The sequence below is a fragment of the Polaromonas sp. UC242_47 genome (assembly GCF_044452385.1).
Taxonomy (GTDB): Bacteria; Pseudomonadota; Gammaproteobacteria; order Burkholderiales; family Burkholderiaceae_C; genus Polaromonas.
This window is the reverse complement of sequence record NZ_JBIOAO010000001.1, coordinates 177,937-200,253: the sequence shown is the minus strand read 5'-3', so window position 1 is coordinate 200,253 and position 22,317 is coordinate 177,937. Positions and strand designations below refer to the sequence as shown.

The following is a 22,317-nucleotide window of genomic DNA, read 5'->3' as shown; positions in this document are numbered from 1 at the left end:
CGGATTAACCCAGCAGGCGCTCCGGGTTCGCGTCCAGCTTGGCCAAGGCATCGCGCGTGGCGCGCACCGTGAGGGCTTCTTCTTCCGTCGGCACCAGCAAGCCGGCTTGCAAATAAGCCGCCAGCCGGCGCGCCTGAATCAGGAAATTGCGGCCATCGGAGGACGCAAACAGATGTAATTGCCCACGATCGCTGCGCCAGGAGAACTGCACGTGGCTGACCTGGCCGTTGTGGTCCAGGCTGAACCAGGCGCCGACCTGCAGCTCCTGCGCCCAGCTGCGCATGGCTTCGCTGGGCCGGCTGCCGCCATCGGCGATGACCTCGATATCGGCCGCATCGATCCCTATCATCATGACGAGGTTTTCAGTGTCCAGCGGCAGGTCGCCGACATCCTCGTCGGACAGGTAGTCCTCCAGATTCGCCAGCCGCTTGGCCATTTCGTCGATACGCTCCAACGAAATCGCATCGGTTTTGGACATGAAGGCATCGGCCAGGGTGTCGCTGATGATCTTCAGGTGCTGGTCCTGCACCGACGTGCTCATGCCCAGCATGGACATGCCCAGACGCAGCAGTTGCAACAGCTTGGGCAGGTCGGCAATCACCCGCGCCCTGTCCGTGCGGTTGGGCTTGGCACTGGCCGCCCACACCAGATCTGCGGCAGCCTGCTTGAGCGTGATGGTGTCTTTGTGCTGGGGCCCGTTTTTCATGGCGGCGAGCGCCAGCACTTCGGCCCAGACCTTGAACAGGAACTCACGGATTTCCTCGCGCACCGGCATGTCATTGAGCATGTTGCGCATCTCAATGGTGTACTGGATGGCCATGGTTTCTTTTTGCTCAAGCTGCTGGGCCACACTCACCACACGGGCGGCACTGCCTTGCTCCGAAAGAAACTTCGAGAGGAATTTCTGGAATTCGTCATGCACCAGCTGGAACACCCGCCGGCCGGTTTCCGGGTATTGCTCAATCACCTGGACAATCCGCTTGATTTCAATTTCCAGCGCACCACCAGCAACCGTCGCGTCAAACCCCAGCACACTGGAACCCATGCGATCTATCAGCCGGCGTGCTGGATGCTGCAAGGAGCCAAAAAACTCGGGCTCGGAAATTGCCACACGCAAGACCGGCATCTGCAACCGGGCAAACCAGACCCGCACGGCCGGTGGAATGCGGTCTTCCGCCAGAATGCTCTGGAACATCAGCGCCACAATTTCAATGGTGGCTTTTTCACTGGAGGTAGAGGCCGCTTGTTTCAGCTCCGCGGTGCGCTGGCGTATGGCGCTCGCGGCCTGTTCGACATGGGCCGTGCTATACACCCGATGGGAGCTATCCAGCAGCGTGCCTTCGAAGCCGTGGCCGCTGTCGCCAACCCCCGGGAGGGCCTGAGCCAGTACCTGCGCCAGTTGTGGCGAAGGCCGGTTGGTGTGGGTGTGGTCGAAGTCAACCGCGTGGTCCGACAACAGGCGTTTGAGATGGCCCATGACGCCCTGGGCGCGCATGCGCACCCGCGCCAGGGGTGAGGTCCCGGTTTGCATGCGGGTCTCGTCGTTGATGTCATGGCGTGCGGCGGCCGAGTCGGTGTGCCCGGCATCGCGACCTGTCGGTCCGCCACCGGCAGAACCGCTGCCACCACCCGTACCCTTGCCGCCCGAGCCACCACCGGCGCCATTGCCACCAAAAAAGCCCCCGAAACCTCGGCCGCTGCGACCGTCGCCGGAGGCACCTGAGCCGCCCGAACCGGATCCGTTGCCATATCCGGCGCCGCCCATCCCCCCGGTGCCCAAACCACCAGCACCGTGACGGGCTTCACCCTCAGTGGCCGCGCGGCCGTTCGACGGTGCGCCTGCCGGCTTGGGCGGAGTGCCGGGCCGCGCCGCATTGACAGCAGAAGGTGTGCGTTTGACCAGGGCTCGCAAGTCAATGTCCACCATGACGTTTTCCTTGATCAGGAAAGCGTTGGCCGCGTGATAGGCCTCCAGCAGGTGTCCGGTCAGGCGCTGCTGAATCAGATCCTGCACCGTGAGCCACAACTCGCGCGACAGGGGCGCCAGCGTCCATTGCTCCACAAGGTGCTGAGACAAAATTTCGGGGCGGAAAATATCGTCCTTGGCCAGTTCGGCCACCTCTTCCAGGCTCTGGATGCGCAGACGCAAATCATTAAGCTCCCAGCTGGCGCTGTCGAGCAGGCGCAGGGCCAGGCGCGAGGCCAGGATCTTGTTCTCCATCACCTCGTTGCCCATCAGCTCGAACTTCCCGCTGTCCAGCGCCGCAGGCGTGCTGGCCGTGGTCGGCAGCAGCGTTTTTTGCCAGGCGGCGACGGTGGCGTTGACCCAGACCACCGCATTGTCCTGAAAGGACAAGAAGCCATCACGACGATCTTGCATGTCGCGTGCGCTACCGCCCTGCTCCATCAAGGTCGCGAGCTTGAGCTTGATGTCGGCGGCCAACCCGGGCAGGATGCGCGCAGCCTGGCCTACAAATAGTTGGCGCGCTTGCCTTGCAAGAAGAAGTTCTCTTTTGTTGTTTGCAGCCACAGCCGTGAGGGGTTGTTTCCGGCCAGCTTACACCATGGCGCCAGCGTTGGGATCGTTAGGATCCTCGTCCTTCTTGTTCGACGAAGGTTTGATCAGGTCTTCACGCTTGATGCCCAGCCACATCGCCAGGGCTGCGGCCACAAACACCGAGGAGTAAATGCCGAAACAGATGCCGATGGTCAAAGCCAGTGAAAAGTAGAACAAGGTCGGTCCGCCAAACAGCAGCATAGACAGCACCATCACCTGGGTCGAACCGTGGGTGATGATGGTTCGGCTGATGGTGGAAGTGATCGCGTTGTCGATGATCTGTGTGGTGTTCATCTTGCGGTAACGCCGGAAATTCTCGCGAATCCGGTCAAAAATCACCACCGATTCATTCACCGAATAACCCAGCACGGCCAGCACGGCGGCCAGCACCGAGAGCGAAAACTCCCACTGAAAATAGGCAAAAAATCCGAGAATAATCACCACGTCATGCAAGTTGGCGATGATGGCCGCGACCGCATATTTCCACTCGAAGCGAAGCGCCAGGTAAATCATGATGCCAATCACCACCATGGCCAGCGCCTTCAGCCCGTCGTGTGCCAGTTCCTCCCCCACCTGAGGGCCGACAAACTCGGTCCGCCGCAACACGATCTGTGGATCCGTGGCCTTGAGCGCCGTCATCACCTTCTCGCTCTGCTGGGCCGTGGTCACGCCTTTTTGCGCCGGCAGGCGGATCATCACATCACGCGCTGTCCCGAAATTCTGCACCTGCACATCCGTGAAGCCCAGGCTGGACACCGTGCCGCGCACTTTTTCCACATCGGCCGGTTGTGAATAACTCACCTCCATCACCGTGCCGCCGGTGAACTCCACCGACAAATGCAGGCCGCGTGAGAACAGGAAAAACACGGCCAGTGCAAAGGTCGTGAATGAAATCACATTAAAAATCAGGGCATGCCGCATGAACGGAATGTCCTTGCGGATTTTGAAAAATTCCATGACGTCCTCTACTCGTTGTTCTGTTGTCTAGTGCGTCGATGCGCTGGACTTGCCGGTGTTGGCAGGCACACCCGCGTCAGCCGCCGGCCGCCACACGGTTCCGATGGACACGGTCTTGAGTTTTTTCTGCCGGCCGTACCAGAGATTGACCAGGCCGCGCGAGAAAAACACCGCAGAGAACATGCTGGTCAAGATGCCGATGACGTGCACCACCGCAAAACCGCGCACCGGCCCGGAGCCGAAAGCCAGCAAGGCCAGGCCCACAATCAGCGTCGAGATATTCGAGTCCAGGATGGTCGCCCAGGCGCGTTCGTAACCGCTGTGGATCGCGGCCTGCGCCGAAGCGCCGCTACGCAGTTCTTCGCGCACCCGCTCATTGATCAGCACATTGGAGTCGATCGCCATGCCCAAGGCCAGCGCCATGGCCGCCATGCCCGGCAAGGTCAAAGTCGCCTGCAGCATGGACAACACCGCCACCAGCAGCATCAGGTTCACCGCCAGCGCCAGCCCGGAGAACATGCCGAACAACATGTAATACGCCACCATGAAAACCACGATCACCAGGAAGCCCCAGGCCACGCTGTGGAAACCCTTGGAAATGTTGTCTGCGCCCAGGGTCGGGCCAATGGTGCGTTCTTCAATGATTTCCATGGGTGCGGCCAGCGAGCCGGCACGCAGCAACAAGGCCAGGTCATTGGCTTCCGTCACACTCATGGAGCCGGAAATCTGGAAGCGGTTGCCGAGTTCGCTTTGAATCACAGGCGCGGTCAACACCTCGCCCTTGCCCTTTTCAAACAGCAAAATGGCCATGCGTTTCTTGACGTTTTCGCGGCTGGTATCGCGCATGATGCGCCCGCCCTTGGCGTCCACGGTCAAGTCGACCTTGGGCTGCTGGCTTTGCGAGTCAAAACCCGGCTGGGCATCGGTCAGGCTGTCGCCGGTCAGGATCACCTGTTTTTTGACAATCACGGGCCGGCCGTCACGCTCCAGAAATCGCTCCGAGCCGAAAGGCACGCTGCCCGAGCCGTTTTCCGCCGCGCGGCCTTCCGCGCTTTCGTCCACCAGGCGCATCTCCAGCGTGGCCGTGCGACCCAGAATGTCCTTGGCCTTGGCTGTGTCCTGCACACCGGGCAGTTGCACCACGATACGGTCCAGACCCTGCTGCTGGATCACCGGCTCGGCCACGCCCAGCTCGTTGATCCGGTTGTGCAGGGTCACCATGTTCTGCTTGAGTGCCTGCTCCTGCACCAGACGCGCGGCCTCGGGCTTGACGCGGGCGCTCAGCTTGTAGTCGGTCCCGTCGGGGCCGTCCACCAGTTGCAACTCGGGGAACTGGTCCTGGAAAATTTTCTTGGCGGCGTCCAGCGTGCCGGCGTCGCGGAATCTGACCTCGATCGCCTGACCGTTGCGGTTGATGCCACTGTGACGAATGTTCTTTTCACGCAGCACGACGCGGACGTCACCTGCCAGCGATTCCGCTTTTTTCGTCAAGGCCGCCTGCATGTCCACCTGCAGCATGAAATGCACGCCGCCGCGCAAATCCAGGCCCAGGTACATGGGCCGGGCGTTCAGCGCAGTCAGCCACGCGGGGGAACGCGACAGCAGGTTGAGGGCGACGATGTACGAAGGCGACGTCGGGTCAGGTGTCAGCGCTTTTTCAATCGCGTCCTTGGCCTTGAGCTGGGTGTCGGTGTCGCCAAAACGCGCTTTGACCGAGGCGCCGTCCAGGCTGACGAGGTCGGCCACGATATTGGCCTCCTTGAGCGCCTGCTCAACCCGTGCCACGGTGGTCGTATCAACCTTGACACTGGACTTGGCGCTGGAGACCTGTACCGCAGGCGCCTCACCAAAGAAGTTGGGCAGCGTGTAAAGAGCGGCAATCAATAAGGCGACGACGATGATCGCGTACTTCCAGACCGGATAACGATTCATGAGCGTACTGTTCCTGGGAAACTGAGGGACGGGAGGGACCGGCCTGAGCCGGTTCGGCGAAAAAGCCGTTTACTTGATGCTGCCTTTGGGCAAGACTTGAACGATGGCGCTGCGCTGCAGCTGGACTTCAACGCCATTGGCGACTTCCACGGCCAGGTAGGCTTCGCCCATTTTCGTGACCTTGCCGAGCAGACCACCGGCGGTGACCACTTCGTCACCCTTGGCCAGCGCGTCAATCATGGCGCGGTGTTCTTTCTGCTTTTTCATCTGTGGACGGATCATCACAAAATAAAGCACCACAAACATCAACACCAACGGCAACATGCTGGTCAATGAGGACATCATGCCGCCCTCGGCAGCGGCGACAGGGGCAGTTTGAGCAAACGCGGAAGAAATAAACACGGCAGACTCCACAACAAAAAATAGGGCGCCCCCGACGCACGGCCGGGGGTGCAGAGAGCCTGATTGTATGCGGCAGAGGGCGAATCGAAAGTTGTAACCCACGCGTTTTCAGGGCTGTTCCGGCCGGCATCCGCCCCGATACCGCCCAAATCTGCGTTTTTGCAACCGGCCCGTACTTCAGGCCGCCATCTGGCGCAGGCCGGACGCCGGCTGACGAAACGCCGCCATGGCCTCGTCCCAGGACTGCTGAGCCTGCGCCACATGGCGCGCCTTGACATGCCCATAACCCCGGATGAGCTCGGGAATGCGGGCAATGTCGACGGCGGCGGCGTGGTTGCCGGCGTCCAGGGTTTGCAGCACTTCCTCGATGCTGGCCTCATAACGGGTGATCAGCGCGCGTTCCATCTTGCGTTCTTCGGTCCGGCCAAACGGATCCAGCGCGGTGCCGCGCAAGCCTTTGAGTTTGGCCAAAACCTTGAAACCCGACAACATCCAGGGGCCGAATTTCTGCTTTTGCAGCTCGCCTCGCTCGTTTTTTTTCGCCAGCAACGGCGGCGCCAAGTGGTAATTGAGCTTGAAGTCGCCTTCAAACATGGCGTTCACCTTGTCATGGAAGCTGCGATCGGTGTGCAAGCGCGCGACTTCGTATTCGTCCTTGTAGGCCATCAGTTTGAACAGGTACCTGGCCACATTCTGGGTCAGCAGGGTCTTGCCCAACGCCGATTCGGCCTGCTGCACCCGGTTCACCAAACTTTCGTAACGTTTGGCATAGGCCGCGTTCTGGTAGTCCGTCAGGAAGGCCACACGCCGCGCCACCAGCTCAGCCACGCCCTGGCGTGGGGCCGGCATGGCGATGACTTGCGCGGAGACAAACAGTTTTTCCACCGAGGCCAGGTCGTGGGCGGCGCGCCGGCCCCATTCGAAGGCCGTCTTGTTGTTCTCCACCGCCACGGCATTGAGTTCAATGGCGCGCATCAGCGAATCGCGCGCCAGCGGAATCCAGCCTTTTTGCCAGGCGTAACCCAGCATCATCGGGTTGGTGTAAATGCTGTCACCCATCAGTTTCGTCGATGCGGCGTCGGCATCAAAGGCGCCCACACCGGCCAGGCCCACGGCCTTGACAATTTCCGCGGCACAGGCATCGGCCGGGTTTTGCCAGTTGGCGTTGTGTACAAAAGCCGCGGTGGGTGTGCTGTGGGTGTTGAGTGCCACATGGGTGCGGCCCTCACGCATACGTAACACGGTTTCCTTGCCGGCCGCCACGATGGGGTCGCAGCCCATGATCAGGTCGGCCCCGGCCATGCCGACGCGGGTGGTGCGGATGTCGTCCTGGCTGTTGCCTATCAGCACATGGCTCCAGGTCGCGCCGCCTTTTTGCGCCAGTCCGCCGGCATCCTGCGTGACGATGCCCTTGCCTTCAATATGCCCGGCCATGCCCAGCAACTGGCCGATGGTGATGACACCGGTGCCGCCTACGCCGGCCACCACAATGCCCCAGACCTGACCGTTGACGCCCTGGATCGCAGGAATCTGCGGCTCCAGCAAGGCGCCCAGTTCAAACGGCGACGTCGCCTTGCCTTTGGCTTTTTTCTTGAGCTGGCCGCCTTCGACGGTGACAAAACTCGGGCAAAAACCCTTGAGGCAAGACATGTCCTTGTTGCAGGTCGACTGGTTGATCTGGCGTTTGCGGCCAAATTCGGTTTCCAGCGGTTCGACGCTCAGGCAGTTGGACTGCACGCCGCAGTCGCCGCAGCCTTCGCAGACCAGCTCGTTGATAACCACACGTTTGGCCGGATCCACCATGCTGCCGCGTTTGCGGCGCCGGCGTTTTTCAGTCGCGCAGGTCTGGTCATAAATGATGACGGTGGTGCCCTTGATCTCGCGGAACTGCCGCTGGATGGCGTCGAGTTCGTCGCGGTGGTGCACCGTCACGCCCTCCACCAGAGTGACTCCCTGGTATTTTTCCGGTTCGTCGGTGACCACGACAATCTTGACCGCGCCTTCGGCCCGCATGGCCTGGGCGATCTGCACCACCGACAGGCCTTCGGGCCGTTCGCCCACCGGCTGGCCACCGGTCATGGCGACCGCGTCGTTGTACAGGATTTTGTAGGTGATGTTCACGCCCGCAATAATCGACTGGCGCACCGCCAGCGAACCGCTGTGGAAATAGGTGCCGTCACCCAGATTCGCAAACATGTGCTGGTCGGTGGTGAAGGGCTGCTGGCCGACCCAGGGCACACCTTCGCCGCCCATCTGGGTGAAACCCATGGTGGAGCGGTCCATCCACAAGGCCATGAAATGGCAACCGATGCCGGCCATGGCGCGCGAACCTTCGGGCACCTTAGTCGAGGTGTTGTGCGGACAGCCGGAACAAAACCAGGGCTGGCGGTCGGCCTGGATTTCCAGCACCTGCAAGGAACGCTCCTTGGCTTCCAGGATCGCCAACTGCGTATCGATACGTGCCGTCATGTCGCTGTCCAGGCCCAGCTTTTTGACCCGCTGCGCGATCGCCTTGGCAATCAGCGCCGGCGACAGATCGGCGTTGGCACGCAGCAAGGTATTGGCCGTCGGATTCGGCATCGACCATTCGCCGCCGCTGAAATCGCCATCGACCTCATTAAATTTGCCGTAGATGTTCGGGCGCACGTCGGCGCGCCAGTTGTACAACTCTTCCTTGAGCTGGTATTCGATGATCTGGCGTTTTTCCTCGACCACCAGGATCTCGCGCAGGCCGGTGGCGAATTCGCGTGTGCCCTGTGCTTCCAGCGGCCAGACCACACCGACCTTGTGCAGGCGAATGCCCAACTGGCGGCAGGCGTTATCGTCCAGACCCAGGTCGATCAAAGCCTGGCGGGTATCGTTGTAGGCCTTGCCGCTGGCGATGATGCCCAGGCGGTCGTGCGGACCTTCGATCACGTTGTAGTTCAGGCGGTTGGCGCGGATATAGGCCAGCGCGGCGTACCACTTGTAATCAAACAGGCGCGCTTCCTGCTCCAGCGCGGCATCAGGCCAACGGATATGCACACCGCCGGCCGGCATCTGGAAGTCGGTCGGAATTTTGATCTGCACACGTTCGGGATCGATCATGGCCGTGGCGCTGGATTCGACAATCTCCTGGATGGTTTTCATGCTGGCCCAGACGCCGGAGAAGCGGCTCATGGCAAACGCATGAATGCCCAGGTCCAGGATTTCCTGCACGTTGGCGGGGAAAAACACCGGCAGGCCGCAGGCCTTGAAGATATGGTCGCTCTGGTGCGCAGCGGTGGAGCTTTTGGCCACATGGTCATCGCCGGCCACGGCAATCACGCCGCCCCCAGGGGGTGGTGCCCGCCATGTTGGCGTGTTTGAAAACGTCGGAACAACGGTCCACCCCCGGCCCCTTGCCGTACCAGATGCCAAACACACCGTCGAACTTGTTGGTGCCGGGCGGCGAAAAACCCAGTTGCTGCGTGCCCCAGAGGGCGGTGGCGGCGAGTTCTTCGTTCACCCCGGGCTGGAACACGATGTTCTGCGCCTTGAGGTAACTCGACGCTTTCCACAAAGCCTGGTCATAACCCCCCAACGGCGAGCCACGGTAACCACTGATAAAGCCGGCGGTGTTTTTACCGACCATGGCGTCGCGCTGGCGCTGCAACATGGGCAGCTTGACCAGGGCCTGCACCCCGCTCATGAAAGCCTGACCGTAATCGAGGCTGTATTTGTCGTCGAGCGTGACGCTCTCTAGCGACTTGCGAATGTGTTCAGGCAGCGGGGCGTTCATATTGTTTTGTCTCCAGTCGTGGGCAATAAGCGCCTTGTGGGCGGGGGGCTTGCAAACAGGCGCGCCGGATAGGCAGGCGCCTCTAGGCTCTGGCAAAGTGTAGGCGTGATGGACAGATAAGTCTTTGCTTTTTATGCCTTGATTAGCCGGCCCAAAGAAAGAATCTTGCTTAAAATTAGCCTATATGGAAACGCTGGACAAGTTTGACATCGCCATTCTGAATGAATTGCAAAACAACGGACGCCTGAGCAATGCCGAGCTCAGCACCCGCGTCGGCCTGAGCGCCGCGCCCTGCTGGCGGCGCGTGCGGGCGCTGGAAGACAACGGCTATATCAAGGGTTACCGCGCAGAGATAGACCGCCACAAGATCGGCCTGGGCGTGTTGGCTTTTGTCCGCCTGGACGCCGAACGCAATACCGGCGACGCGACCCGCGTGCTGGAAGAAGCCATACGCAAACTGCCCGAAATCGTGGCCTGCCACTACATCAGCGGCACCGGCACCTTCGAGCTGCAAGTGGTGGCGCAAGACCTGGACAGTTTTTCGCGCTTTGCGCTGCGCAGCCTGATCAACCTGCCGAATGTGAAAGACCTGCACACCAGTTTTTCCCTGGGCGAGGTCAAGGCCAGCAGCCTGCTGCCGCTGGGCCACCTCTCGGGCAAAACGGCTTAACATCGGCCGCCGGTGCCGGGTTTAGGCATCAAATCGGCCTCCAGCCCTTGATTCATGGACGCAATTAGCTCCTGTTTTGATAGCGATTGCGCGCCCGACGCTTGGCGTAAGAGCCACCCTGCGCTACAGGCCTCTCACATCAACCCGGTAAAAGCGGCAGAAAACGCGGCGCGCCCGCTACCGTCACAGCGCCATTCGCAGCCACGCTGTAAATGCCACGCGCCGCATTGTGCGGATGGGCCGCGGCCTCCGCGATGCCCAACACCGGGGCGAAACACACATCGCTGCCTTCCAGCAGCGCACACCAGTGCTCACGCGACTGGCTGGCAAACAGTGCGGTGAAGCGGGTTTTCAGCGCCGGCCACGCGGCCTTGTCGTATTGCCTGGCCGGGTCCACATCGCTCAAGCCCAGCTTGTCCAGCAGCAACACGTAGAACTGCGGCTCCAGCGCGCCCAGCGTGATGAAACCACCATCAGCGCAGGCATACACATCGTAGAAAGGCGAATCGTGGAACGGGCTGGGCTGCGGCCCGTCAATCTGCCCGCTGCTGCGCACCCACTGCGCGATGCCGCCCAGCATGGCCAGCACATCCACGATGGCAGCGTCCACCACGCGGCCACGGCCGCTGCTGCGCGCTTCCAGCAATGCGCAGGCCATGCCAAACGCCAGACCCAGCGCGCCGCCGGCATCCCCCACCACGGTAGGCGGCACGATGGGTCGTTCGCCGCGGTGTGCCGACAGCGACAGCAGCCCGGTCAGCGCCACATAGTTCAAATCGTGCCCGGCCGCCTGGCCCAGCGGCCCGCTTTGCCCCCAGCCCGTCATGCGGCCATAAACCAGCTTGGGGTTGCGCGCGCCGCAGTCGGCGGGCCCCAGGCCCAGCCGCTCCATCACGCCGGGGCGGTTGCCTTCAATCAATGCGTCGGCACCGGCCACAAGCATCATCGCCTCGGCAACCGCAGCGGCCTGCTTGAGGTCCAGCAGCACAACGGTCTTGCCGCGGCGCAGCGGGTTGTCGCCCTCACCGCCCAGTTTTTCGGTCACGGCGCCCTTTTGCGGCCGCGCAATCACGGTCACCTCCGCCCCCATGTCGGCCAGCATGCGGCCGGCCAGCGGACCGGGACCTATGCCTTCAAACTCGACGATGCGAATACCTGTCAGCGGCGGCCTCATGCGGCACCATAACGCTCGACCAGGCGGAACTTCTGCACCTTCCCGGTCGCGGTGCGCGGCAGTGGCTCGGTCTGCAGCAGGATCGTCTTGGGAACCTTGAAACCGGCCAGATGTTGTCGGCACAGCGCCTCGATCTCGCCAGCCTGCAGGGTCTGGCCAGCCCTGACCACAACCACCGCCGTCACACCCTCCCCCCATTTGGGATGGGGCAGACCGATCACCGCACACTCGGCCACACCGGGGTGCAGCAGGATACGTTCCTCAACCTCGCCGGCATGCACGTTCTGCCCGCCTGTCACGATCAAGTCCTTGATGCGGCCATTGATGTACAGATACCCCTCGGCATCCAAGTGCCCGAGATCGCCGGTATGGACCCAGCCCTGCTTGAAGGTCTCGGCCGTCTTCGCCGGGTTGTCGTGGTACATCGTGACCGTGCCCGGACTGCGCCCGATGATCTCGCCGGTCGCCAGAGCCGGCACGTCCTGGCCGTCCAGGCCGATGACACGAACCTCGGCGTAAAGAATAGCGCGCCCTATCGAGTTGGGGCGGCGAGCGCGGTCCTCCGGGGTACTGACGACCAGCGGGCCGGTCTCCTGCATGCCGTAATACTCGTACAGATGCGGGCAAAGCCGGGCCGTGGCGGCCTCGCGGATAGGCGCCGGCAGCAGCGAGCCGGCAAAAACCAGGCCACGCAGCGAAGACAGATCGACGTCAGGCAGTACGGGAGAGGCCAGCAACATCGCGGCCATGGTCGGTACCAGATTGGTGATGGTGACGCGCTCGTTGTGAATCAGGCGCAAGGTCGCATCGGGCTCGAAGTTCGCCAACACGTTGCGGATGCCGTACATCACCGAACAGCCCGCCCAGGCAAAACCAACGCGGCCGTACATCGGAAACACGCTCAGCACGACGTCGCGGCGCGACAGGTCCATGGCCTCGAACATCGGACCCAGCGTGGCGTTGTTGTACTGGCTGATCTGGTAACACTTGGGCACACCCGTGGTGCCCGAAGTGAGGTTGAAGTAGTAGGGGTCGGCCTCTTCCACCTCCACGTCGGGCTCGGTACATGCCGACTGCGCCAGCAAACTTTCGTAGTCATGCTCAGAACCCGCAGGCCCGTCGCCAAACGAGACCCGGTGCTCAACTCCGGGTAACTCACCTTCGACCAACCGCATCACCTCGCCAAAGCGGCGCTCAGCCAGCAAGGCCTTCGCGCCGATCTCGCGCATCAGCACAATCATCTCCGCAGGCGTGAGCCGGTAATTCAGCGGGATGCCGACCAGGCCGGCCTTGGCCAGCGCAAAATAGATTTCAACAATCTCCACCCGGTTGCTGCTGAGAAAGGCAACCACGTCGCCCTTGCGCAGGCCCAGGCCACTCAGACCGTGGGCGAGCCGGTTGCAGCGTTCGTTGGTCTGCCGGAAGCTGAAGCGGCGCTGCGTACTGCTGCAGTAGAACGCCTCGCGGTCGGCGTAACGCACGGCCGCTGTGGCCAGTATGTCGCCGACCACCATTTTTCCCAGAGCGCGTTGTGTCATGGATGTCTCCTTGGTTTTTGTCATCGATGTCTCCTCTCGCCGCCGCCGTGCAAGCGCGAACGGCGACCTGCCTCAAGCGAACAGCTTGCGCGAGATCAGATCTTTCATGATCTCAGTGGTGCCACCGTAGATACGCTGCACGCGCGCGTCGGCATACAGCCGCGCGATAGGGTATTCCGTCATGTAGCCGTAGCCGCCAAAAAGCTGCAGGCACTCGTCGACCACCTTGCACTGCTGCTCGGTACACCACCACTTGGCCATGTAGGCGGCCTCGGGGTCGAGCTTGCCATCCAGCAGGCGCTGGATGCAGTCGTTGACAAAGCTGCGTACCACATGCGCCAGCGTCGCGCACTCGGCGAGTTTGAAGCGCGTGTTCTGGAAATCGGCCAGTGACTGGCCAAACGCCTTGCGCTCGCGGGTGTAGGCCAGCGTGAGTTCGACCGCGCGCTCTATCACCGCCGCCGCGGGCACGCACAGAAACATGCGTTCGTAGGGCAACTGGCTCATCAACTGGATGAAACCTTCGCCTTCCTTTTCGCCAAGCAACTGGTCGGCCGGAACGCGTACATTGTCGAAAAAGAGTTCAGCTGTATCCGAAGCATGCTGGCCGAGCTTTTCGAGCCGCCGCCCGACCCGAAAACCGGGCAGCTTCTCAGTCTCCAACACGATCAGCGAGACGCCACGGCTGCCGCTCTCGCCAGTGCGCACCGCCACCACCAGCAGGTTGGCGGTAAAGCCGTTGGTAATGAAGGTTTTTGCTCCGTCGACCACGTAGCTGTCGCCGTCGCGCCTGGCCCTGGTACGCAATGCCTTCAGGTCGGAGCCGCAGCCCGGCTCTGTGAGTGCGATGCCTGCCACGATCTCGCCGCTGGCCATCTTCGGTAGCCAACGCCGCTTTTGCGCCTCGGTGCCGTAGTCGAGAATGTAGTGTGCGGCGAGGTTGTGCACGCCGGTGTTGGCGGGGATTTCGGCCTTGGCGAGTTCATCCTGCACCACCAGCTGATAAGCCAGGGTGGCGCCGGCACCGCCATAGGCCTCGTCGAGTTCGGGCAGCAGGAAACCCAGCTGCCCGAACGGGCGCCAGACCTCGCGTGGGATGTAGCCCTGGCGACGCCAGCCTTCGAGCTGCGGCGTGAGCTCAGCGGCGACGTAGCGGCGCACCTGTTCTCGAAAGGCGTCGATGTCTTCGTTCATCCAGGGCTGGCGTAGCAGTTGGGGAAACATGGGTTTCTTTCAATTTATTTCGTGTTCATTCCGGCTCAGCCGTGCGGCGCGCGGGCGAGGAAACGCGTACAGGCAGCGTTGAAAGTCTCGCCACCCACATGCACACGTTGCGAGGCGCACTCCTGGTCGAGTTGCCGGGCCAGCTCGTTGGTCGAGGCCGCGTCCAGCATGCGCCGGGTGTCGCGCGCAGCGGCGGTCGAAGCGCGGGCCAGGCGTTGCGCGATTTCCTGTGCTTGACAGGGTAGATCGGCGTCATCGACGCAGCGCCAGATCAGACCCCATTGTTCGGCTTGTGCGGCGTCTATGCGTTCACCCAGCAGCGCCATGCCGCGCGCGCGGCTACGGCCTAGCAGCCGGGGCAAGGCCCAGGTCGCGCCCAGGTCGGGCACGGCGCCTTAGTGTCGTCACCTGGGGCACCAGAAAATAAGCCGACCGTGCCGCGAGCACGATATCGGCCGCCAGCGCAAGGCCCACGGCACCGCCCACACAAGGTCCGTTCACCGCTGAGACCACCGGCACCGGGCATTCGGCAATGGCCAGCACCAGCGGGTTACCCTCTTCCTGCATGGCCGTGCCAATCGCCGCGCTTGCATGGGCCGGGCCACCGGCCAGCACTTCGCCGAACCATCCGATGTCACCGCCGCCCGAGAAGGCTCGGCCCGCACCGGTCAGCACGATGGCACGAACGCGGTCGTCAGTCACACAGGCGCGCATTTGGGCCAGAAGAGCCGTCATCAACGCAGGCCCAAGCGCATTGAGCGTCTCGGGGCGGTTGAGCGTCAGGGTCGCCACGCCGTCGCGCAACACGCTTTGCACAAGGCTTGTCATCGCTCAGAGCCCGGTCAAGCCGCCGCTGCACATCAGCGTCTGTCCGCTCACATAGTCGGACTCGGGAATACACAGCAGGTACACCGCACCGGCGGCCTCGTCGGGCGTGCCGCCACGGCCGAGTGGAATGGACTTTTCCATCATCGCCATCAAATCGGGATTCACGCCCACCTTGATTTCTCGGCCTTCGATGTTGGCCGTGGATCCCTCGGCCGCGCTGCCGGTCAGCCGAGTCTTGATCAGGCCGTAGGCAACGCAATTGACGGTGACGTTCATGCGGCCCCACTCCTTGGCCATCGTCTGCGTCATGCCGACGATGCCGGCCTTGGCGGCGGCGTAGTTGGCCTGACCGGGGTTGCCGAACAAGCCGGCCATCGACGAGATGTTGACCACCTTGCGCACCACGCGCTGGCCGGCCTCGGCTTCCGCCTTGGTGAGGGCGCGGATCGCCGGCTGCGCGGCGCGCAGGATGCGAAACGGCGCCGTCAGGTGGCAGTCGAGCATCGCGTACCACTGCTCGTCGCTCATCTTCTGGATCACGTTGTCCCAGGTGTAGCCGGCGTTGTTGACGATGATGTCCAGGCCCTTGTATTCGCTGACGGCGGTGCCAATGAAGCGTTCGGCGAAGTCCGGCGCAGTGACGCTGCCGACACAGGCCACGGCCTGACCGCCGGCCTCGCGGATGGCCTGCACGGCCTCCTGTGCCGGTTCGGCGTCAAGGTCGTTGACGACGATGCGCGCGCCTTCGCTGGCCAGCTTGAGCGCGATGGCGCGGCCTATGCCGCGACCCGAGCCGGTGATGAGGGCGACCTTGCCTTCGAGTTTGCGTGTCATGGTGTGGTTCTCCTGAAAAAGTTTCTGAAAAGGCTTAAGGCAATGCGACAAGGGCTTCGCCGACGATCTTGGCTTGTCCGAATTGATTGGCGCTTTGCAGCTCAATGCGCACGCAGCGCTCGCCGTTGTGCTCGAGCTTCTCGACCACGCGGCCGCTGCAGCGCATCGCGTTGCCCAGATGCGTGATGCCCTGAAAGCGGGCGTCGAAGCGGCGCAGCCGGCTTTGCGGCGCCCAGCCGGTAAGCAGCCGGCCGAGCCAGGCCATGCCCAGCATGCCTTGTGCGAAGACATCCGGCATGCCGGCGCGGCGTGCCACGTCGGTGTCGATGTGGATCGGGTTGTGGTCGCCAGAGGCGCCGGCAAACAGGGCCAGCGTCGTGCGGTCCACGGGCGGCAGTTGCAGCGCCGGCAGTTCGTCGCCGACTTTTACGGTGTCAAAGGTGGGTGTGGTCATGGTGGTGTCCGATCAGTTGCGGCAGACGATGACCGTGCGCAGCTCGGCCACCAGCTCATCGCGCTGGTTGGTGGCGCGCGCAGTCTTCACGACGAACTCGAGCGCACCATTCTTCTTTTCATAGATGTCGCTGATGGCGGAGCGCACCGTCACCGTGTCGCCCACGCAGGCCGGCTTGTGGTAGCTGAAGCTCTGCTCGCCGTGCAGCAGTTTGGCAATGGGAATTTGCAGGTCCGCCATCAGCCCCTCGGAGGCGCCCGAGTCGAGCTCGGCCGCGAACAGGAAGGTCGGCGGCGCCGGCAGGTCCGGGTAGCCGGCGTCGCGAGCGGCGGCAGCGTCGGTGTAGATGGGATCGGTCTCGCCGATCGCCTTGGCAAAGTACTGTAGCCGGCTGCGCTCGATCGGCAGCACCGATGCGGGCAGTTCGTGGCCTATCCATTTCTTGTCGATCATGAGGTTTCCTTTAGGGTCTGTGAGTTCACACGCGTTCGTAAAGGGTCACGACGCAGGCACCGCCGAGACCCAGGTTGTGCTGCAGCGCCAGCCGCGCACCTTCGACCTGGCGCTTGTCGGCCGTGCCGCGCAACTGGTGCGTCAGTTCGTAGCACTGCGCCAGGCCGGTGGCACCCAGCGGATGGCCCTTGCTCAGCAGGCCGCCCGACGGGTTGGTGACGTACTTGCCGCCGTAGGTGTTGTCGCCGTCGACGACGAACTTCTCCGCCCCGCCCACCGGGCACAGGCCCAGTCCCTCGTAGGTGATCAGCTCGTTGTGGGCGAAGCAGTCGTGCAGCTCGACCACGTCGATATCCTGCGGACCGATGCCGGCGGCCTCAAACACCTGCCGCGCAGCGTTGCGCGTCATGCTGAAGCCGACCACCTCGCGCATGTCGCGCGCCTCGAAGGCCGCGGGGACGTCGGTGGTCATGGCTTGGGCGCGGATGCGCACGCTCATGTCCAGTCCATGCTTCTTTGCAAAGGCCTCAGAGCAGACGATGGCCGCAGCCGATCCGCAAGTCGGCGGGCAGGCCATCAGCTTGGTCATCACGCCGGGCCAAAGCATGGGCGAGACCATCACGTCTTCTTCGGTCACCACGGCGCGGAACAGCGCCAGCGGGTTGTTGGCGGCATGGCGGCTGGCCTTGGCACGGATCTTCGCGAAGGTCTCGACCTTGGTGCCAAACTCTTTCATGTGCGCCAGGCCCGCGCCGCCGAAGTAGCGCAGCGCGAACGGAACCTCGATCGGGCCGACCAGCTCCACGGCGACTTCCTCGAAGCGCTCGAAGGGACTGGGCCGGTCGTCGAACTTCGAGCCAAGCGCGCCCGGACTCATCTGCTCGAAACCGAGCGCCAGCACGCAGTCGGCGGCGCCGCTGGCCACCGCCTGGCGGGCCAGGAACAGCGCCGTCGAGCCGGTGGAGCAGTTGTTGTTGACGTTGACAACGGGGATACCGATCATGCCGACCTCGTAGACCGCGCGCTGGCCGCAGGTGGAGTCGCCGTAGACATAGCCGACATAGGCCTGCTGCACCAGCTCGTAGCCGATGCCGGCATCGGCCAGCGCCTGGCGGGTGGCCTTGGCGGCCATTTGCGGATAAGGCTCGTTGGCCCCGGGTTTAGTGAAGGGGATCATGCCGACCCCGGCAACGTAGACGTCTTGACTCATGGAGGACTCCTGAAGATTCAAAGGGATGGAAAGAAAAAGAAAGAAAGGCGTCGGCTCACGCCACCGCGCGCTCGCGGCCCTGCCAGAAGGGCTCACGCAACTTGGTTTTCAGCACCTTGCCGGCGCCAGATAACGGCAGCACATCACGGAATTCCACGCTGCGCGGGCACTTGTAGCCGGCGATCAGCGACTTGCAATGGGCAATCAGCGCGTCGGCACTCACGGTCTCGCCCGGCTTGCAGACCACCACCGCATGTACCGTCTCGCCCCACTCTTCGCTCGGGATGCCGATCACGGCGCAAGCGGAAACCGCCGGATGCTGGGCAACCGCGTTCTCGGTCTCGGCCGAATAAATGTTCTCGCCGCCGCTGATGATCATGTCCTTCAGTCGATCAGCGATGAAGATGAAGCCGTCGTCGTCCATCCAGGCACCGTCGCCGGTGTGCATCCAGCCGTCGCGCACAGCCTGTGCCGTCAACTCGGGCTTGTTCCAGTAGCCCTGCATCACGTTGGGGCCGCGCACCACGACCTCGCCCACCGTGCCGCGCGGCACTTCGCAGCCCTGCGCATCGACGATGCTGACTTCGGTGCAAAAGCTGGCCCGGCCGGCGGAGCGCAGCTTACCGAGCTTGCGGCCTTCGGCCGTGTGGTAGTAGGCTGGGTTGACGGTCGCCAGCGGCGACAGCTCGGTCATGCCGTAGGCCTGCACGAAGCCGACGCCAGGCAGCGCGGCCATCGCACGCTCAAGCACGGCCTCGGACATCGGCGAGGCGCCGTAGGCGATGGTCTGCAGCGCGCCCAGGTCGCGCGGTTTCTTCATCGCCGGGTGGTCGACCAGCATCTGGATCATGGTCGGCACCAGCAGCAGATGGGTGACGCGGTCGCGTTCCAGGGTGTCGAGCACCAATTCAGGGTTGAAGGCCGGGATGATGGCGTGCGTGTTGCCCTCGATCCAGTGCGGCACCGCGAGCCCCATGTCGGCCAGGTGGAACATAGGCGCGGCATGCAGATAGGTGCCACCTGGCGTCGCCAGCCCCTCGGCGCGTATAGCCAGACCCGAGCTGCACAGGTTGGTGTGACTCAGCATCACGCCCTTGGGAAAGCCGGTGGTGCCGCCGGTATAGAAGATGCCGGCCAGGTCCTCGCCGCGGCGCACCACGTCGGGCACCGGTTCGGTTTCTGCCAGCAGCGCTTCGTAGCCGTGCATGCCGGCCGGCGCATCACCGTCGCCGCAATAGACCACTTCGCGCAAGCTGCTCGAATCGCGGCGAAACTGCTCGACCAGGGGGCGAAAGGTCTCGTCGACCAGCAGGATGGACGAGCCCGAGTCGTTCAGCGAGTACAGGATCTCGGCCGCCGACCAGCGGATGTTGCAGGGGTTCAGCACGCCACCGCCCCAAGGTACCGCCATCTGGTATTCGAGGTAGCGGTCGGAGTTGAGCGATAGCATCGCAACGCGATCGCCGGTTTGCATGCTGAGCTTCTGCAGGGCGCCGGCCAGGCGTGCCACGCGATCGACCAACTGGCGGAAGGTGCGCTGGCGGTTGCCGAAACGCACCGCGATGCGCTCGGGGTGTTGCTGCACCGCGCGGTGCAAGGCTTGAGTCAGGTACATACTTGTGTCTCCATCTGGCCCGGGAATCCACGGGTCTATTGCTTATGTTGCTCATGGTAGAAATGAGCGACCAAGCCCACAATGGCACATTGCGTCGATCACATGGCAAAAGACCTCAATCCACAACTCCCCGCCTCTTGATGCTGCAGCCCCCAGTCACGATCCCGATCGCCTTCGTGCAAGGCATGTTGTCCGGGGTGCAAGCCCGCGGCCAGGCTTGTGAGCCCTTCCTGGCCGACGCGGGCATACCCCCGGAACTGCTGCAGCAAGCGCACGCCCGCGTGACTACGGCCCAGTATGTGGCGCTGTTTCGGCTGTTGATGGATCGTCTCGACGACGAAGGTCTGGGCTTCCTGTCACGGCCCCTCAAGCGGGGCAGCTTTGCGCTGGTCGCCAGCTCGGCGGTGGGCGCCGCCACCCTGGAAGTGGCGACACGCCGCGTCGCACACACCTTTCGCCTGCTGCAGGACGACGTGGTGCTGGAGCCGGTGCGCGACGGCGCGCTGGCCGGCCTGACCCTGCGCTTCACCGATCCGTCGGTTGAGCGGCCGGCCTTTCTGCACGAACTGCTGCTGCGCGTTTTCTGGCGACTGCTGGCGTGGCTGGCGGGCGGCCAATTGCCCGCCGCACGCTTCGACTTCGCGTTCGAGAGCCCGCCCCATGCAGGCAGCTACGGCAAGATCTTTCCGGCGCCGTTGCACTTCGAATGCCGCCAGTCGGCGTTCTGGTTCGACGCGGCGCGGCTGCAGGACCCGGTGCGCCGGGACCAGGTCGCGTTGCGCGCCTTCCTGGCCGACGCGCAGACCCATGTGATCGTGCCGCGGCGCAACGACGACCTGGTCAGCACGCGGGCGCGCAGCCATCTGCAACAGACGCAGCCCGCGTGGCCCGACCTTACCGCCACGGCCGACGCACTGCACATGTCAACCTCGACGCTGCAAAGGCACCTGGCCGCAGAGGGAACGTCATTCCAGTCGCTGAAAGACGAACTGCGCCGCGACATGGCAATCGTGCGACTGAACACCAGTACGGTGCCGCTGGCCGCGCTGGCCGACGAACTGGGATTTGCCGACAGCGCAGCCTTCCAGCGCGCGTTCAAGGGCTGGACCGGCAGCGCCCCCGGGGCCTACCGTCGCGGCGGGGCGTGAGCCAGCAAAGCCTTTCAAGCGCCATTTTTATGAAAAAAGTGTCTGTAGCCAAATTTACACGGGCGCAACCAGCTATAAATTAAGTAGCAGATTGCGCCTCACCTGTTTTGATACCGGATGCAAAACAGGCTCACGATGACACCGTTTGCAGGAACTCAGGCCCAGCCGCCACCCAGCGCGCGTATCAGTCCAACCGTCGCCAGGTACTGCGCGGCTTTCACCTGCAAGGCCTGGCGGCGGTTGCGCAACTCGCTGCGCTGCGCGTCCAGCAGTTCAAGCTGGCTGACAAAACCATTGCGGTAACGCGAATCGGATAACAAGGTGGCGCGGCTGCTGGAGGCGACGGAACGCGACTGCGCTTCAGCCTGCTCGGCCAGCAGGCGCAAGGCCGAGAGCTGGTCTTCCACGTCACGGAAAGCGACCAGCACCTGCTCGCGGTAGTTGGCCAGGGCAATGCTGAGGTCTGCATTGGCACCTTGCACACCGGCCTCGCGGCGGCCACCGTCGAAGATGGGCAGCGACAGCAAGGCGCCCACGCCCCAGGCTTGCGTGGAGAGCTTGAACAGGTCCCTGATCTCGGGTGCGGCATAGCCGCCGTTGGCCGTCAATGAAAAGGTCGGAAACCAGGCGGCCTTGGCCACCCCGATCCGCGCCTGCGCGGCTTGCATGGTGTTCTGTGCGGCGGATATGTCCGGCCTGCGTGTCAGCACCGTGCTGGGCACGCCTGCGGGAATCACCGGCAGGGCCGTCGCCCATTCGGCGGGTGCCACCTGGAAGCTGGAGGCGGCTTGCCCGACCAGCACGGCCAAGGCGTGTTCCAGCACGGCACGGCGCTGGTCCAGCGCCAGGGCTTCGGATTCGGTAGACGCCACTTCCGAGCGCACGCGGGCCACGTCCAACTCGGCCACATCACCTTCCTTGAAACGCACCTCCGTCAGGCGCAAGGTGTTGCGATAAGCCTGCAAGGTGTCACGCACCAGGCTACGTTCAGCGTCGATAGCGCGCAAGCCCAGGTAGGTTTGCGCCACATCGGCCTGCACCAGCAGTTGTGCGCTGCGCAGCAAAGCCTCGCGTGATGCAGCATCAAGCGACGCCGCATTCGACGCGCCGGAGAGCTTGCCGAACAGGTCCACCTCATACGACAGGTTGGCCCCCGCGCTCACCACGGTTTGTGCGACGTTGTTTGTTGTTGAATTTTTCTGCCGTGTCGCACCTGCGCCAATGCCGATTTGCGGAAAGCGGTTGGCATCCGTCTGGCCGGCGAGGGCGCGGGCCTGCGCCAGCCGGCCCGCAGCGACCTGCACGCTGTTGTTGTTGCGGCTGGCTTGTTCGACCAGTTGATCCAGCACCGGGTCGGCAAACACCGTCCACCACAGGCCTTGCGCCTCGGAGACCACAGAGCTTGCGGCCACGGCGCCTGCATTTTCCTTGAATGCGGCTGGCGTGGCCGGCAGACTGGCCGAATCAACAACCGCGCTGGTGGCGCAGCCGGCGAGCAGCATGGCCAGCACCAGCGGTACCAGCGCGCTGCGCAATTTTGAAGTTGGCTTGTTCATGATGA

The 22,317-nt window shown here is 63.2% G+C and carries 19 protein-coding genes; 2 read left to right on the top strand and 17 right to left on the bottom strand.

Annotation, left to right across the window (positions count from 1 at the left end):
- Nucleotides 1-4: 4 nt before the first annotated feature.
- The 6 genes from ACHMXK_RS00985 to ACHMXK_RS00960 form a co-directional block, all read right to left on the bottom strand.
- The gene (locus tag ACHMXK_RS00985; protein WP_397436884.1) at nt 5-2,530 is read right to left on the bottom strand and encodes a DUF1631 family protein; all 2,526 of its coding nucleotides are present in this window, start codon (nt 2,528-2,530) and stop codon (nt 5-7) included.
- A 27-nt stretch (nt 2,531-2,557) separates the two neighbouring features.
- Nucleotides 2,558-3,514 carry a protein translocase subunit SecF gene (gene secF, locus ACHMXK_RS00980; protein ID WP_397436882.1) on the bottom strand — a complete coding sequence of 319 codons (957 nt, stop codon included), beginning with the start codon at nt 3,512-3,514 and terminating at the stop codon, nt 2,558-2,560.
- Between the two features lie 27 nt (nt 3,515-3,541).
- Nucleotides 3,542-5,446 (bottom strand): protein translocase subunit SecD, encoded by a 1,905-nt coding sequence (gene secD / locus ACHMXK_RS00975; protein ID WP_397436880.1) that lies wholly within the window; start codon nt 5,444-5,446, stop codon nt 3,542-3,544.
- A 69-nt stretch (nt 5,447-5,515) separates the two neighbouring features.
- A complete protein-coding gene (gene yajC / locus ACHMXK_RS00970) occupies nt 5,516-5,848 on the bottom strand; it encodes a preprotein translocase subunit YajC (protein WP_397436878.1) in 333 nt (110 codons plus the stop codon).
- Between the two features lie 177 nt (nt 5,849-6,025).
- Nucleotides 6,026-9,154: an indolepyruvate ferredoxin oxidoreductase family protein gene (locus ACHMXK_RS00965; protein ID WP_397436876.1), complete on the bottom strand. Its 3,129-nt coding sequence runs from the start codon at nt 9,152-9,154 to the stop codon at nt 6,026-6,028.
- The gene (locus tag ACHMXK_RS00960) at nt 9,132-9,608 is read right to left on the bottom strand and encodes a hypothetical protein (protein ID WP_397436874.1); all 477 of its coding nucleotides are present in this window, start codon (nt 9,606-9,608) and stop codon (nt 9,132-9,134) included. The genes ACHMXK_RS00965 and ACHMXK_RS00960 overlap by 23 nt, the downstream gene beginning before the upstream one ends.
- Nucleotides 9,609-9,792: 184 nt before the next feature.
- Between ACHMXK_RS00960 and ACHMXK_RS00955 the strand changes: the two genes are divergently transcribed.
- On the top strand, nt 9,793-10,278 hold the full coding sequence (locus ACHMXK_RS00955; RefSeq protein WP_318403674.1) for an Lrp/AsnC family transcriptional regulator: 486 nt from the start codon (nt 9,793-9,795) through the stop codon (nt 10,276-10,278).
- A gap of 139 nt (nt 10,279-10,417) precedes the next feature.
- Here ACHMXK_RS00955 and ACHMXK_RS00950 read toward each other — a convergent pair whose 3' ends face one another.
- The 10 genes from ACHMXK_RS00950 to ACHMXK_RS00905 all read right to left on the bottom strand — a co-directional run bounded on the left by ACHMXK_RS00950 (nt 10,418) and on the right by ACHMXK_RS00905 (nt 19,608).
- The gene (locus tag ACHMXK_RS00950; RefSeq protein WP_397436872.1) at nt 10,418-11,452 is read right to left on the bottom strand and encodes a CaiB/BaiF CoA transferase family protein; all 1,035 of its coding nucleotides are present in this window, start codon (nt 11,450-11,452) and stop codon (nt 10,418-10,420) included.
- A complete protein-coding gene (locus ACHMXK_RS00945; protein ID WP_397436870.1) occupies nt 11,449-12,990 on the bottom strand; it encodes a class I adenylate-forming enzyme family protein in 1,542 nt (513 codons plus the stop codon). The genes ACHMXK_RS00950 and ACHMXK_RS00945 overlap by 4 nt, the downstream gene beginning before the upstream one ends.
- A gap of 72 nt (nt 12,991-13,062) precedes the next feature.
- Nucleotides 13,063-14,214, bottom strand: coding sequence for an acyl-CoA dehydrogenase family protein (locus tag ACHMXK_RS00940; RefSeq protein WP_397436868.1), 1,152 nt, complete (start codon nt 14,212-14,214; stop codon nt 13,063-13,065).
- Nucleotides 14,215-14,249: 35 nt separating this feature from the next.
- Nucleotides 14,250-14,603: an enoyl-CoA hydratase-related protein gene (locus ACHMXK_RS00935; RefSeq protein WP_397436866.1), complete on the bottom strand. Its 354-nt coding sequence runs from the start codon at nt 14,601-14,603 to the stop codon at nt 14,250-14,252.
- Nucleotides 14,554-15,042 (bottom strand): enoyl-CoA hydratase/isomerase family protein, encoded by a 489-nt coding sequence (locus ACHMXK_RS00930; protein ID WP_397436864.1) that lies wholly within the window; start codon nt 15,040-15,042, stop codon nt 14,554-14,556. The genes ACHMXK_RS00935 and ACHMXK_RS00930 overlap by 50 nt, the downstream gene beginning before the upstream one ends.
- 3 nt (nt 15,043-15,045) lie before the next feature.
- Nucleotides 15,046-15,876: an SDR family NAD(P)-dependent oxidoreductase gene (locus tag ACHMXK_RS00925; protein WP_397436862.1), complete on the bottom strand. Its 831-nt coding sequence runs from the start codon at nt 15,874-15,876 to the stop codon at nt 15,046-15,048.
- 34 nt (nt 15,877-15,910) lie between these two features.
- Entirely contained in the window at nt 15,911-16,330 is a 420-nt protein-coding gene (locus tag ACHMXK_RS00920) for a MaoC family dehydratase (RefSeq protein WP_397436860.1), read from the bottom strand.
- Nucleotides 16,331-16,342: 12 nt separating this feature from the next.
- Nucleotides 16,343-16,783, bottom strand: a complete 441-nt coding sequence (locus tag ACHMXK_RS00915) for a MaoC family dehydratase N-terminal domain-containing protein (protein ID WP_397436858.1) — start codon at nt 16,781-16,783, stop codon at nt 16,343-16,345.
- A gap of 25 nt (nt 16,784-16,808) precedes the next feature.
- A complete protein-coding gene (locus ACHMXK_RS00910) occupies nt 16,809-17,993 on the bottom strand; it encodes a lipid-transfer protein (RefSeq protein ID WP_397436856.1) in 1,185 nt (394 codons plus the stop codon).
- Between the two features lie 55 nt (nt 17,994-18,048).
- Entirely contained in the window at nt 18,049-19,608 is a 1,560-nt protein-coding gene (locus ACHMXK_RS00905; RefSeq protein ID WP_397436854.1) for a long-chain-fatty-acid--CoA ligase, read from the bottom strand.
- A gap of 140 nt (nt 19,609-19,748) precedes the next feature.
- On the opposite strand from ACHMXK_RS00905, the gene ACHMXK_RS00900 reads away from it, so the two are divergent.
- Nucleotides 19,749-20,756: an AraC family transcriptional regulator gene (locus ACHMXK_RS00900; RefSeq protein WP_397442410.1), complete on the top strand. Its 1,008-nt coding sequence runs from the start codon at nt 19,749-19,751 to the stop codon at nt 20,754-20,756.
- A gap of 155 nt (nt 20,757-20,911) precedes the next feature.
- Here ACHMXK_RS00900 and ACHMXK_RS00895 read toward each other — a convergent pair whose 3' ends face one another.
- Nucleotides 20,912-22,312 carry an efflux transporter outer membrane subunit gene (locus ACHMXK_RS00895; protein WP_397436852.1) on the bottom strand — a complete coding sequence of 467 codons (1,401 nt, stop codon included), beginning with the start codon at nt 22,310-22,312 and terminating at the stop codon, nt 20,912-20,914.
- Between the last annotated feature and the right edge of the window lie 5 nt (nt 22,313-22,317).

Bases quoted from the DNA above. Each gene is read 5' to 3' on its own strand.
- ACHMXK_RS00895 (WP_397436852.1), bottom strand. From the start codon at position 22,312: ATGAACAAGCCAACTTCAAAATTGCGCAGCGCGCTGGTACCGCTGGTG.
- ACHMXK_RS00925 (WP_397436862.1), bottom strand. From the start codon at position 15,876: ATGACACGCAAACTCGAAGGCAAGGTCGCCCTCATCACCGGCTCGGGT.
- ACHMXK_RS00955 (WP_318403674.1), top strand. From the start codon at position 9,793: ATGGAAACGCTGGACAAGTTTGACATCGCCATTCTGAATGAATTGCAA.
- ACHMXK_RS00950 (WP_397436872.1), bottom strand. From the start codon at position 11,452: ATGAGGCCGCCGCTGACAGGTATTCGCATCGTCGAGTTTGAAGGCATA.
- secD (WP_397436880.1), bottom strand. From the start codon at position 5,446: ATGAATCGTTATCCGGTCTGGAAGTACGCGATCATCGTCGTCGCCTTA.
- ACHMXK_RS00940 (WP_397436868.1), bottom strand. From the start codon at position 14,214: ATGTTTCCCCAACTGCTACGCCAGCCCTGGATGAACGAAGACATCGAC.
- ACHMXK_RS00945 (WP_397436870.1), bottom strand. From the start codon at position 12,990: ATGACACAACGCGCTCTGGGAAAAATGGTGGTCGGCGACATACTGGCC.
- ACHMXK_RS00915 (WP_397436858.1), bottom strand. From the start codon at position 16,783: ATGATCGACAAGAAATGGATAGGCCACGAACTGCCCGCATCGGTGCTG.
- ACHMXK_RS00930 (WP_397436864.1), bottom strand. From the start codon at position 15,042: ATGACAAGCCTTGTGCAAAGCGTGTTGCGCGACGGCGTGGCGACCCTG.
- secF (WP_397436882.1), bottom strand. From the start codon at position 3,514: ATGGAATTTTTCAAAATCCGCAAGGACATTCCGTTCATGCGGCATGCC.
- ACHMXK_RS00910 (WP_397436856.1), bottom strand. From the start codon at position 17,993: ATGAGTCAAGACGTCTACGTTGCCGGGGTCGGCATGATCCCCTTCACT.
- ACHMXK_RS00905 (WP_397436854.1), bottom strand. From the start codon at position 19,608: ATGTACCTGACTCAAGCCTTGCACCGCGCGGTGCAGCAACACCCCGAG.
- ACHMXK_RS00900 (WP_397442410.1), top strand. From the start codon at position 19,749: ATGCTGCAGCCCCCAGTCACGATCCCGATCGCCTTCGTGCAAGGCATG.
- ACHMXK_RS00960 (WP_397436874.1), bottom strand. From the start codon at position 9,608: ATGAACGCCCCGCTGCCTGAACACATTCGCAAGTCGCTAGAGAGCGTC.
- ACHMXK_RS00920 (WP_397436860.1), bottom strand. From the start codon at position 16,330: ATGACCACACCCACCTTTGACACCGTAAAAGTCGGCGACGAACTGCCG.